Genomic DNA, 13,188 nt, shown 5'->3' on the forward strand with positions numbered 1-13,188 from the left:
ATATTTGACGGCTCTGATGGCTCTAAGCCATCAAAGCAACCATCAAAGCCTTCTGTGCATGGAGGCGGTTCTCAGCCTGATCAAAAATGACGGAGTTCGCACCGTCGATCACACCTTCGCTGACCTCTTCACCCCGATGGGCCGGAAGACAATGCAGGAACAAGTAATCCGGCTTCGCCGCTTTCACAAGCTCCTCATTCACTTGATAGTCGGCAAACGCAGCTTCCCGCTGTGCCTGCTCCTCTTCAAAGCCCATGCTTGCCCATACGTCCGTATAAATCACGTCCGCGTCCTTCGCAGCTTCGATCGGGTCTTGCGTAATCGTGATTTTGCCGCCGGTTTGCGCTGCAATCTCCTCGCTCAGCTTCACGACGCTGGCATCCGCCTCATAGCCCTTCGGACTGGCCACAGCCACATGCATCCCCATCTTGGCTCCGCCAATCAGGAGTGAGTGCGCCATATTGTTGCCGTCGCCGATAAAGGCCATTTTGAGCCCTTTCAGCTTGCCCTTGTGCTCCAGCACCGTCTGCAAGTCAGCCAGAACCTGACATGGATGCGCCATATCGCTCAAGCCGTTGATTACCGGAATGGAGGCATATTTTGCAAGGTTTACGACATTATCGTGGCCGAAGGTGCGGATCATCAAGCCATCCAGGTAACGGGACATTACTTGTGCCGTGTCACTGATCGGCTCGCCGCGTCCTAACTGAATATCATTTTTGCTTAAAAAGAGTGCATGTCCGCCCAGCTGGAACATACCAGCCTCAAACGATACCCGCGTCCGTGTGGACGACTTCTCAAAAATCAATCCAATCGTCTTGCCTTTCAGCGGCTGATAAACTTCACCGTTCTTCTGCTTGCGCTTAATCTCAATCGCTGAATCGAGCAGGAATTGAATTTCTTCCGGGGAGTATTCATCCAACTCGATCATATCCCGCCCTTTCAGGCTTAATTCCTTCACTTGTCCGCTTGCACCCATAAATTCAATTCCTCCTAACGTAGGCTGTTATTGTCACGATGTTACTGCAAGGTTCATCTATGCTTGGCTAACCGCCGTATGTTCATGAATAAGTTCGGTAATAATCGATACTGCCTGGTCGATCTCTTGCTCTGTCACGTACAGATTCGGAAGCAGTCTGATCACATTCGGTCCTGCTGTTACGAACAGCAGCCCGCGGCTCTGCCCTTTCAATACCAGCTCGCCAACCGGGTCAGTGCATTCGATGCCAATAAGCAGGCCTTTACCCCGGATCGCCTTCACAAAAGGATGACTGCCCAGGCTCTCATTCAGCTTCTTCATCAAGTACTCTCCGGCTTCAGCTGCGCGCTGCGGCACGTTGTCCTCCAGCATCGTCTCGATGGTGGCCTGAATGACGGAGCTCGCAATCGGTGTGCCGCCAAAGGTCGTGGCATGGCTGCCTGCCGTAAAGGCTTCGCGTAAGTATCCTTTACCTAGCATCGCACCGACCGGGAATCCAGAGCCAAGCCCTTTGGCCACGGTGAAAATATCCGGCTCGATGCCGTAATGTTCATGGGCAAACAGCTTTCCGGTCCGACCCATACCCGTCTGCACCTCGTCAACGATCAGCAGCAGTCCGTGCTGCTTGCACAGCTTGGTAACAGCTTGGAGGAATTCCGGTTCCACCGGATGCACGCCGCCCTCTGCCTGCACCATCTCGATCATGATCGCGGCGGTGTTGTCGTTAATGGCTGCTTCCAATGCTGGAAGGTCATGCAGCGGAACGCTCTTGAAGCCTGTTGGAAGCGGAAGGAAGCCTTCCTTCACCTTATCTTGACCGGTTGCAGTCAGGGTAGCCAGTGTCCGTCCATGGAAGGACTGGGTGAACGTAATGACCTCGTAACGGCCTGTTCCCTTCACTTTCTGATGGTAACGGCGCGCCAGCTTAATGGCCGCTTCATTCGCTTCAGCTCCGCTGTTACAGAAGAAGACTGCATCCGCACAGGTGTTGGCTGTCAGCAGCTCGGCTGCTTTTTCCTGGCCCGGAATGTGGAACAGGTTCGAGACATGCCACAATTCATCCAGCTGGGCCTTCAGCTTCTCTTTCACCTTCACCGGTGCATGGCCGAGATTCGTTACCGCTAGACCGGCCATAAAATCAAGATACTTGTTGCCTTGATTGTCCCATAGCCAGCTGCCTTCCCCTTTGACCAGGGCGATTGGATATCTGGCGTATGTCTGGAACAACGAGCTTTCATTTGCGGCTTTGATACCGTCTGATGCTTCTTTTCCCATAACCTCACACACTCCTTTGCATATGGACAAAACAGGTTCATGAAAGCTCATGAACTCATGTAAGCTTGATCATCACTACGCATGCGGATTGTTCTTCCGATCGCTGTTGCCCCCAGATTTCTATTGAAATGGATATCATGGGTGAAATCCGGGTGTGGTATTTGCTTCCGATGCCAGCTTTCCTTTGGAAAGCTTTTAGGCGACCGCTTCGCTTCTCCAGAACAATTCCGCCTGCTTCGTTGAAGTTTTCTATAGTTCCGGTTTATACCAAACCGGATTTATTACATTCGCACGATCACGATGCGGGTTCCGCGGGTTTTGCCGCCTACATTCGTACGATGCGCGTTCCGAGGATTTCTCCTTCGAGCACTCGGCTTAACACATTCGGCTCGCTTCCGTCCACGATGACGACTTCGCTCACTTTGCCGTGAATGCAGCTGATGGCTGCTCTAACTTTTGGAATCATGCCGCCGTAGATTTCTCCTGTGCCGATCATGTCCTCGACCTCTTGAACCGTCACTGTTGGAAGCACCCGCTTCTCGCTGCCTGTTCCCTTCATGATGCCGGGCACGTCGGTGACAACGATCATGCGATTAACCCCCATGTGGGAGGCCACGGCGCCTGCTGCTGTGTCTGCATTGATATTGTAACGCTGACCGGATTCATCCACGCCAATAGGTGCAACGACAGGCATGTAACCCATATCCAGTACACCAGTTAGAATGGATGACTTCACATGTGTCACATCTCCGACCCAACCGACCTCAGCATGGTTGCTCACCGGCTTCGCTTCAATCAGACCGCCATCCGAACCGGATAAGCCGATAGCTGCTCCACCTACGCTTTGGATCCGCCTCACGATCTGTTTGTTAATGGTGCCGGCAAGCACCATCTCCACAACATCCAGCACTTCCTCCGTCGTCTTGCGCAAACCGTTCACGAACTCGGTTTCAATGCCGAGCTTCTCCAAATTGCCGGAGATGGCAGGTCCGCCGCCATGAACAATTACGGGACTGACTCCTTTTTGCTGCAAATCCTTCAAATCCTCAAAGAAGCTGTCTGGCAAAGCAGCGAGTGTGCTCCCGCCACATTTCATAACGAACGTATTCATCCCCATTGTTTGGACCGGCAACGTCTCCGTTTGGTCGATCGTGCTCTTCATATCCGTCTCCTCCGCCCCATAGGTTATTTATCTGTAGCATGCTGCAGGATGCTCTACGCACTTACAACATGTATTTAAGTACGGTAAGCCGCATTAATGCGGACATAGTCATAGGTTAAATCACAGCCCCAGGCCGTAGCAGATCCATTACCAATATGCAATTTCACTTCGATATCAACGGTATCCCCCTGAAGGTAAGCCAGGGCCGCATCCTCATCAAAAGGAAGGGGTCTTGACTGCTCCAGCACCGGAATCGGACCAATAGCAATATCTACTGTATCAGGGTTGACTGGACGGCCCGCTCGGCCGACTGCTGCGATAATGCGTCCCCAGTTGGCATCTGCGCCGAACACAGCGGATTTAACCAGGCTGGAGCCGATAACGGTCTTGGCAATCGCCTCTGCATCTGCATCACTTTCAGCGCCTTCCACACGCACCTCGATCAGGCGGGAAGCTCCCTCTCCATCACGGGCGATGGCTTTTGCCAGCTGCTGGCATACATAGTGGAAGCCCGCAGAGAAAGCCTCCCAATCGGGATGCTCTGGTGACAATACATCATGCCCCGCCAAACCGCTGGCCATGGCAACCAGCATATCATTCGTGCTTGTATCCCCGTCCACCGTAATCATATTAAAGGTCAGATTGGTCGTTTGGCGCAGCAGCAATTGCAGCGACTCCCGATCAATGACCGCATCTGTCGTCATAAATCCGAGCATGGTCGCCATGTTCGGGTGAATCATACCAGACCCCTTGGCCGCCCCGGCGATCGTCACCTTCTTACCGTTAACCGAAACGGTGACGCAGGCTTCTTTTTTCACGAGGTCTGTAGTCAAAATCGCCTGGCTGAAGCTTTCAGCTCCTTCGCTTCCGCCGTTCAGCTTCGCTGGCAGGCCAGCAATCCCCGACGTCACACGGTCCATCTTCAACAGCTCTCCGATAACGCCCGTAGAAGCTACGGCCACATCATTCTCTTCCAGACCAAATTGTGCCGCTGTACTCGCACGCATCGTGTAAGCATCCGCTTCCCCTTGCTTACCTGTGCAAGCATTGGCGTTCCCACTGTTCACAACAACAGCACGTAGCGTGCCATCCTGCAAGCTCTCGCGGGTTACCTTGAGTGGTGCCGCCTGAATAAGATTCGTTGTGTATACGGCAGCAGCCACAGTCGGTACGTCACACACAATGACGCCCAGATCGTTGCGGTCCGTCTTCTTAAGTCCACAGTGGAGCCCGGCTGCCTTAAAGCCTTGCGGTGTTACAATGCTGCCGTCCTCAATAATTGCAAACATATTCTCTCCCATGTCTGTGTCCCCAGCCCGCTTACGGATAAATCGGCGTAAACGTAAGCCCGAGGCTCTCCTCCCATCCCATCATCAAGTTCAGGTTCTGGATCGCCTGCCCGGCCGCACCCTTCACCACATTATCAATGACCGATATAATGGTCACTCTGTTCGTACGCGCATCCACCGCAAATCCGATATCACAATAATTGGAGCCGCTGACTTCCTTGGTTGCAGGCCATACGTCCAAATCACGAATTCTCACAAACTGGCGGCCTTCGAAATACTGGCGATACAGCTCAATAAAATCCTCTGTCGTATATGCTCCGTTCAATGTTGCATACATCGTAGTCATGATTCCCCGCGTCATCGGTACCATGTGGGTTGTAAATGTAACTGTAATCGGTTCGCCTGTCACCTGTGTCAATACTTGCTCTATTTCCGGGATATGTTGGTGCTTATTCACTTTGTAAGCTTTAAAATTCTCGTTAATCTCGGCATAATGCGTCATCAGGCTCGTTCCCCGTCCTGCACCCGAAACGCCCGATTTGGCATCGATAATAAGGGAGGAAGCATCAATCCAGCCCGCGCTAAGCGCCGGGATCAGTCCTAGCAGCGTCGCTGTTGGATAGCAGCCCGGATTTGAGATGAAATCCACATCACGAACTTCTTCACCAAACACTTCACATAAGCCGTATACGGCCTTCTCTAATAGCTCCGCCTTCGGAGCCGGATGTTTATACCACTCTTCATACACCGCTCCATCCTTCAAGCGAAAATCCCCCGAAAGATCAATGACCTTCAAGCCCGCATCCAGCAGCTCCGGCACCAGTTTGGTGCTCACACCAGAAGGTGTAGCCGCAAATACGAGATCTGCCACCTCAGCAATTTCTGCAGGATGAACACCATCCAGGTTACGCGTAATAATATTCGTCAAATGCGGAAAACCGTCCGAGATCGGTACGCCTGCAGTCGATGAAGAAATCACCGATGTAATCTCGACCTGCGGGTGTGCTTGCAGCAATCGGATCAGCTCCACGCCCCCATATCCGGTAGAACCAATAATAGCTACTCTTACTTTGTTGTTTGTCTCCGTCATATCCTCATCCCTCTCCCCTGGATGAATAGCTCGCAGGACCTTATACAAGGTGCCATTCATCCATTCCCTTTATCTAAAATGTCATGCCAATATGGCACAATGTCCTAAATTAACGCCCACATTATCCTCTATGTTTAAAAACATCAAGTAAGTTTCATTGACTCATCCGTCTCATAAATATGTATTATTATACGACCGTATTCATATAAATACAATGGATTATTCAAATTTGGTACTAACTGTCCATGATTTCATATTTACTGTCGTGCTTGGAATTCTTCTTTTAGAATGGAATACATTTTGATGTCCCAGTGGCGCCCCTTGATCTTGATCCCTTTTCTCAAAGTTCCCTCATAGGACATGCCGATCTTCTCCATGACACGCTGGGACCCTATGTTCTCTGAAAAACAGCGGGCTTGGATACGCTCGAGCTCCATCCTTCCAAAACCAAGCTCCAGCAAAGCAGCGGCGGCTTCCGTCATAAGCCCTTGTCCCCAGCATTCTCTTGCAAGCACATAACCGATCTCCGCAATCTGCTGCTCCGGCTTCCACCAGACAAAATCCACAGTCCCCACCATGCGTCCACTTTCCTTAAGCTCGATTGCCCATGGAGCTATATCATGCTTGGCATACTGAAACAAAATGAATTGAATGAAGTTCTTACTGTCATCAATCGAGGAATGGGTTTCCCAGGTCACGTACCTGGCAACCTCATTGTCCGACGCATAGGCAAACATCTGGTCCGCATCCTGCATTGAAACTCTGCGAAGACGAAGACGCTCGGTTTCCAGCGTCGGCAGTTTAGCATAGATCTGCGCAATTTCCACAATTACCCTCCTGCTCATTAATAGTTACCATTATATGCTCTTTACCAAAAAAATAAAGGAGTATTGAAGGCCTGCGCCGATCTGGACAGCAAACCCCATGGGAGAATGTGAATGGAGACTTCATAAGAGGTCATTTGGTGTGCAGAATTAAACTTTACTTGCGATCATCGAATGGCTGCGCTTCGCTGAAATTTATACATTCTGATACATGCTGTAAACAAAAAAAGAGACGGTATATTCACCGTCTCTTTCATTGCTCGTATATGTCCGAGCGCTGTCTATGATTTTATGTTTTAATTTGGCGGAATCCTTCTCCAAGTACCTCATGGGCATTGCTAATGATTACGAACGCATTTGGATCCACCGACTGCACAACTGTCTTCAACCGGGGAATTTCGTTCTGTCCGACGACCACCATCAGCACGGTCCGGTGTTCCCCCGTATAGCCGCCCTCGGCGGTCAGCTTGGTTAATCCACGGTCAAGATCTTCGAGAATGGCCTTCGTAATGGACTCCGTATGCTCGGATATAATATAAGCCACCTTCGTAAAACTGAAGCCCAGTTCAATGGCATCAATCACTTTTCCGGTTACATACAGTCCAATCAGCGCATATAATGCCTGCTCCAGCGACAGCACGAGAGCCGCCGACGAAATGACGAGCGCATCCAGCATTACGACGCAGATTGAAAAGCTAAGTCCGCTGTATTTTTGCAGAAGCTGCGCCACAAGGGCCATCCCACCGGTTGAACCTCTGCCTCGATAGACCAGCCCCATACCAATGCCTATACCGATACCGCCATAAATGGACGCCAGCAGCGGGTTGGAGGTGGGGACTGGCCAACTGCTGGTCAAAAAAACGAACAGCGGTAGAATCACACTGCCGAGCAGGGAACGCAGGCCATAATTTCGTCCCAGCAGCCAGAAGCCCAGCACAAGCAGGGGAATATTAATCGCCCACTGCGTAAACGCCGGTTCAAACCCTAGCCATGCCTGAATAAGGACGGATAATCCCGACACACCGCCGGAGGCGATGTGATTCGGCAGAAAAAACAGATTAAAGGACAGCGCCATAATAAAGGAGCCAATCACGATAAAAATTGCATCCACCGTCTGCCGCAGAGGACCATTGATGGGAATCAGGGGTTCTCTTTTTCTTTTGTTTATCGATGGAGTCCTAGCCGTATGCGCCATAGTTCTATCAATCTCTCCTCAATGTCCTACTCGACTTCCTGTCTGATCTGACTGCGCAGATATCCGTCGATAAACGCATCCAGGTCTCCGTCCATGACAGCTCCAATATTACCGGTTTCCACCTGAGTACGGTGGTCCTTAACCATGCTGTACGGGTGGAAGACATACGAACGGATCTGGCTTCCCCAAGCAATCTCGGACTGCTCGCCACGAATTTCAGCCAATTCCCTCTGCTGCTCTTCGATTTTACGTTCATAGAGCTTGGACCGAAGCATTGTCATCGCCCGCTCGCGGTTCTTGATCTGAGAGCGTTCATTCTGGCAGGTTACCACCACACCGGTCGGCAAGTGCGTGATCCGTACGGCCGAATCCGTTGTATTGATATGCTGACCACCCGCGCCGCTCGCACGATACGTGTCGATCTTCAAATCCTCTGTACGGATATCCAATTCGACCTCGTCGTTGATCTCCGGTACCACATCACAGGAGACAAACGAGGTATGACGGCGGCCGGAGGAATCAAATGGGGATATACGAACCAAACGATGGACTCCTTTTTCCGCTTTCAAATATCCATAAGCATTGTAGCCTTTAATCAGCAAAGTCACGCTCTTAATTCCCGCTTCATCACCAGGCAGATAATCCAGCGTCTCCACCTTGAAGCCACGCTTCTCGGCCCAGCGCGTGTACATGCGATGCAGCATCTGGCCCCAGTCTTGAGACTCGGTACCACCTGCGCCCGGATGCAGTTCGAGAATCGCATTCATTTTATCGTAAGGCTGGTTCAGCAGCAGCTGGAGCTCAAACTCCTCCACACGCGACACCAGCTCCTTGATCGTCTCACCGATTTCTCCCGCAAGGGAGTCATCGCCTTCTTCATCCGCCAGCTCGATCATCACAACAGCATCATCATAATCGGCCTGCAGCTTCTGATATTGATCCACAGATGATTTTACGGCATTCATCTCGGCTATAAGTGCCTGAGCCTTCTCATTGTCATCCCAGAAATCCGGGGCTGCCATCTTCTCCTCGAAATTCTCAATCATCTCCTGTTTGAGATCTAAGTCAAAGAGACCCCCTAAGATTGGTTAATTTCTTGCTGATTTCACGCAAGTCATGCTTCACGCTTGGATCGATCATAAGTTTTCATCCTTTCTGTCAGTACCTATTTATTCAGTATACCCTCTCTTGCATGGAAAACGTTCCATATCATATGAAGATTCCTGCTGATTCCTGTGCCCTAATTTACACCTATCACTCAGATAAACTCCCTTAAGCGCAGCAGAGATTTCAGATGTACCCGGATAAAAAACACGCGGTCACCCAATTTATCTGCTGCTCTTAAGGGAGTTGAAAAGTCCGCCCAAATTGCGGGCGGACTGATACATGTGAATACCTTTACTGCTCTATCGTATCGTTTAAGCGTTCTGTCCGTGGCAGTGCTTATACTTCTTACCGCTGCCGCAAGGACAAGCATCGTTCCGGCCAATCTGTTCAGCAACTTGAACCGGACGCTTCTCGGCAGGCTCACTGCTGCTGTTCGTGGAGACCTTGTTCTCATCCACAACCGCTTGACGCTCCTGATTCGTTGCGATTTGAGCCTTCATGATGTACGTCGCAACTTCTTCTTGGATCGTAGCGATCATGGCATTAAACATCTCGAAACCTTCAAACTGGTATTCGCGAAGCGGATCGGTACCGCCATATGCACGGAGGTGGATACCTTGACGCAGTTGATCCATCGCATCAATATGATCCATCCACTTGCTGTCCACCGAACGCAGAACGATAACCTTTTCGAATTCACGGACCATTTCTTCGCCAATCGCTTGCTCGCGCTCTTCGTACTTTTTCATTACGCGGTCAAAGATATATTCCGTGATCTCTTCCGCTTCCTTGCCCCATAGATCTTCACGTGTAATCGAGCCCTCGTCAAGCAGCTTGCGGTTCGCATAATCCGCCACTTCCTGCAGCTCCCAGTTCTCTGGAATGTCGTCGCTGCAGTGAGCTTGAACCACACGGTCAATGACCGGCTTAATCATCTCTATAACAATCTGCTTAATGTCCTGGGATTCCAGAATTTCGCGGCGCTGCTTATAGATGATCTCACGCTGCTGGTTCATAACGTCATCATATTGGAGAACGACTTTACGCATGTCAAAGTTGTTGCCTTCCACGCGCTTCTGTGCGGATTCAACTGCCCGAGTGATCATTTTGCTCTCGATCGGCTGATCTTCTTCAAAACCCAGACGCTCCATCATATTCAGTACATTGTCTGTACCAAAACGCTTCATCAGTTCATCGCCAAGGGACAGATAGAACTGTGTGGACCCCGGGTCGCCCTGACGACCTGCACGGCCACGAAGCTGATTATCAATCCGGCGCGATTCGTGACGCTCCGTACCGATAATATGAAGTCCGCCAATGTCCTGAACGCCTGCGCCAAGCAAAATATCCGTACCGCGTCCAGCCATATTCGTCGCAATCGTTACTGATCCTGGCTCACCCGCACGCGAGATGATCTCCGCTTCTTCCTCATGGTATTTCGCATTCAGCACTTTATGCTTGATGCCTTTGCGCTTCAGCATTTCGGACAACCGCTCGGAGTTCTCGATTGAAACCGTACCTACCAGAATCGGCTGGTTCTTCTTATGACGCTCTACGATCTCCGCCACAACTGCCTTGAACTTGCCTTCTTCGCTCTTATAGACAACATCCGGCATGTCGATGCGCTGATTCGGTTTGTTTGTAGGAATCTGAAGCACTTCAAGACCATAGATCTTCTTGAACTCTTCTTCCTCGGTCTTCGCCGTACCGGTCATACCGGCCAGCTTACGATACATCCGGAAGTAGTTCTGGAACGTAATCGTAGCGAGCGTCATGCTCTCGTTCTGAACTTCAATGCCTTCCTTGGCTTCAATCGCCTGGTGCAGACCGTCGCTGTAGCGGCGTCCTGCCATCAAACGGCCTGTAAACTCATCGACGATAATGACTTCGTCTTCAGTTACAACATAATCCACGTCGCGGCGCATAATTACGTTCGCTTTCAAGGCCTGTACGATGTGGTGGTTCAACGTCACATGCTTCTGGTCATACAGGTTATCGATACCGAAAGCACGTTCTGCTTGCGCCACGCCCTTTTCCGTGAGGGCTACGGATTTGACCTTAATATCTACCGTGTAATCCTCTTCCGCAGTCAGGCGCTTAACGAAACGGTCAGCTGCAAAATACAGCTCCGTCGATTTCGCAGCTTGTCCGGAGATAATGAGCGGCGTACGCGCTTCATCGACCAGAATGGAGTCAACCTCATCAATGATACAGAAATAGAGCGGGCGCTGAACCATCTGCTCTTTATAGAGGACCATATTGTCACGCAGATAGTCAAAGCCGAACTCGTTGTTCGTGCCGTACGTAATATCGCATGCATAAGCATGCTGTTTCTCTGGGTGTTCCATACCGCTCAGGTTCACACCGACGGTCATGCCCAGGAAGTTATATATTTGCGCCATTTCTTGGCTGTCACGCTGCGCCAAATAATCATTGACGGTGACCACGTGAACACCTTTGCCAAGCAGGGCATTTAAGTAAACCGGCAGTGTACCTACAAGGGTCTTACCTTCACCGGTCTTCATCTCTGCAATTTTGCCTTCGTGGAGGGCCATACCTCCGATCAACTGCACGTCATAGTGACGCTTGCCAAGTGTCCGTTTGGAAGCCTCGCGAACTGTGGCAAACGCTTCAGGAAGAATCTCCTCCGGCGTCTCGCCTTTTTCAAGCCGCGCGCGGAACTCTACGGTTTTGGCTTGCAGCTGCTCATCCGACAGCTTCTCAAAATCCGGTTCCAGTTTGTTAATTACATCCACCGTCTTCATAAGACGTTTGACATCACGCTCGTTGGTATCGCCGAAAATCTTTTTGACAAGTCCTAGCATGGTTAACCCCTTTCGTGCAAAACAAGTGATAGAATCAACTTCATTAAATGCCAAAGGGTTAAATGATGAAATCGATTCATTGATTCCTTATTATGATCCCATTTCATGCAGGCTAAGAGCCCGTCCCATAAAATGAGGGTTTGCATAAATTGTAACAGTTTGTAAGGGATGCCGCAACAATATGTGCTTACAAGAGATGTCTAATACCTGGAGTTCTACTCATATGAGACGCAGCAAAGCTTCAAAAAGTTGCGTGGAGCATTTACCCAGTCGCAAAACTCCGGTACACTGCTCCATTTTACAGCATCTGTAACAATCTATATATCCAAATAAAGAGCCCCACCCGCTGAACACGGATGAAGGCTCATCTTACATTTCAATTTCATTCACTTTAATTGGAGACGAGCTTGATTGCCTTACGCATTCCCTTCAGAATGCAGATGGGATGGCAACTTAATCCCGTTCAATCAATCCGTACTTGCCGTCATCACGCTTGTAGACGACATTTACTTCTTGTGTGTCAATGTTGGAAAATACGAAGAAATTATGGCCTACCATGTTCATCTGCAGAATCGCTTCTTCCACATCCATCGGTTTCATGGTAAAACGTTTCGTACGGACAACTTCGTAGTCATCCTCGTCATACTCCGCTTGCTCTACAGCCGTCTGACTGGTTGCTGCTCCGTTTTCTGCAATGAGCGTTTTCAGTCCGCCTTCTTGTCTGATCTTGCGGTTCAGCTTGGTTTTGTGCTTGCGAACCTGACGTTCCAACTTGTCCACGACAGCGTCAATGGAAGCGTACATATCCTCGCTTCGGTCTTCCGCACGCAGTACCACACCTGTGAGCGGAATGGTCACTTCCACTGTGTGCAATCCTCGAACGACACTCAGTGTAACATGTCCTTCGGAGGTAGGGGGTGCTTCAAAATACTTATCTAGCCTGCTGAGTTTCTTGTCAACATAATCCTTCAAAGCATCGGTCACTTCAATTTGTTGACCTCTAATTGTGAATTGCATTGGGCACTCCTCCTTTGCACCCTCATTATACCATTTTGTTAAGCCTATGTAAAAGATTTAATTGTGAATTTTTGCACAAAAAATATTCACAAAAAAAGACCCCGGAAGAACCGGAGTCTTGGCTAGCGAATCTCGAATTGTTAACCATCGTACCGTTTATGTAGGTCGGCTATGCCGGGATGATTATAATTTGATTACGTTAGCTGCTTGCGGGCCACGAGCACCTTCAACGATTTCGAATTCTACATCTTGTCCTTCTTCCAGCGTCTTAAAGCCCTCGGATTGGATAGCGGAGAAGTGTACGAATACATCGCCACCGTCCTCAGTCTCGATGAAACCATAACCCTTCTCTGCGTTGAACCATTTCACTTTACCTTGCATGCACTAACATTCCCTTCATTGTCAAATAAAGTGTGACACAACTT

At 50.0% G+C, this 13,188-nt stretch carries 11 protein-coding genes; all 11 read right to left on the reverse strand.

The annotated features are described in order from the left end of the window. Positions 1–22: 22 nt before the first annotated feature. The gene (argF, locus tag ABEQ74_RS28780) at positions 23–979 is read right to left on the reverse strand and encodes an ornithine carbamoyltransferase (protein ID WP_430125617.1); all 957 of its coding nucleotides are present in this window, start codon (positions 977–979) and stop codon (positions 23–25) included. Between the two features lie 57 nt (positions 980–1,036). Then, complete coding sequence (locus ABEQ74_RS28785) at positions 1,037–2,254, reverse strand: acetylornithine transaminase (protein WP_430125618.1); 1,218 nt, start codon at positions 2,252–2,254, stop codon at positions 1,037–1,039. A gap of 325 nt (positions 2,255–2,579) precedes the next feature. Then, the gene (gene argB / locus ABEQ74_RS28790) at positions 2,580–3,416 is read right to left on the reverse strand and encodes an acetylglutamate kinase (protein ID WP_430125619.1); all 837 of its coding nucleotides are present in this window, start codon (positions 3,414–3,416) and stop codon (positions 2,580–2,582) included. Positions 3,417–3,490: 74 nt separating this feature from the next. Next, entirely contained in the window at positions 3,491–4,717 is a 1,227-nt protein-coding gene (gene argJ / locus ABEQ74_RS28795) for a bifunctional glutamate N-acetyltransferase/amino-acid acetyltransferase ArgJ (protein WP_430125620.1), read from the reverse strand. Between the two features lie 19 nt (positions 4,718–4,736). Continuing rightward, positions 4,737–5,795: an N-acetyl-gamma-glutamyl-phosphate reductase gene (argC, locus tag ABEQ74_RS28800; protein ID WP_430125621.1), complete on the reverse strand. Its 1,059-nt coding sequence runs from the start codon at positions 5,793–5,795 to the stop codon at positions 4,737–4,739. A gap of 257 nt (positions 5,796–6,052) precedes the next feature. Further along, positions 6,053–6,622: a GNAT family N-acetyltransferase gene (locus ABEQ74_RS28805; protein ID WP_430125622.1), complete on the reverse strand. Its 570-nt coding sequence runs from the start codon at positions 6,620–6,622 to the stop codon at positions 6,053–6,055. A 286-nt stretch (positions 6,623–6,908) separates the two neighbouring features. Continuing rightward, on the reverse strand, positions 6,909–7,814 hold the full coding sequence (locus ABEQ74_RS28810; RefSeq protein WP_430125623.1) for a YitT family protein: 906 nt from the start codon (positions 7,812–7,814) through the stop codon (positions 6,909–6,911). Between the two features lie 26 nt (positions 7,815–7,840). Beyond that, positions 7,841–8,954 (reverse strand): peptide chain release factor 2 gene (gene prfB, locus ABEQ74_RS28815; protein ID WP_430125624.1). Its coding sequence is split into 2 segments (ribosomal slippage): positions 7,841–8,881 and positions 8,883–8,954, totalling 1,113 coding nucleotides; the frame shifts between segments, so codons are not numbered across the junction. A 278-nt stretch (positions 8,955–9,232) separates the two neighbouring features. Further along, on the reverse strand, positions 9,233–11,746 hold the full coding sequence (secA, locus tag ABEQ74_RS28820) for a preprotein translocase subunit SecA (RefSeq protein ID WP_430125625.1): 2,514 nt from the start codon (positions 11,744–11,746) through the stop codon (positions 9,233–9,235). A 453-nt stretch (positions 11,747–12,199) separates the two neighbouring features. Further along, positions 12,200–12,763 carry a ribosome hibernation-promoting factor, HPF/YfiA family gene (gene hpf / locus ABEQ74_RS28825; RefSeq protein WP_430125626.1) on the reverse strand — a complete coding sequence of 188 codons (564 nt, stop codon included), beginning with the start codon at positions 12,761–12,763 and terminating at the stop codon, positions 12,200–12,202. A gap of 183 nt (positions 12,764–12,946) precedes the next feature. Next, a complete protein-coding gene (locus ABEQ74_RS28830) occupies positions 12,947–13,144 on the reverse strand; it encodes a cold shock domain-containing protein (RefSeq protein WP_054405414.1) in 198 nt (65 codons plus the stop codon). Between the last annotated feature and the right edge of the window lie 44 nt (positions 13,145–13,188).

The organism is Paenibacillus solani (assembly GCF_050475945.1).
GTDB classification, from domain to species: domain Bacteria; phylum Bacillota; class Bacilli; order Paenibacillales; family Paenibacillaceae; genus Paenibacillus_AQ; species Paenibacillus_AQ solani_A.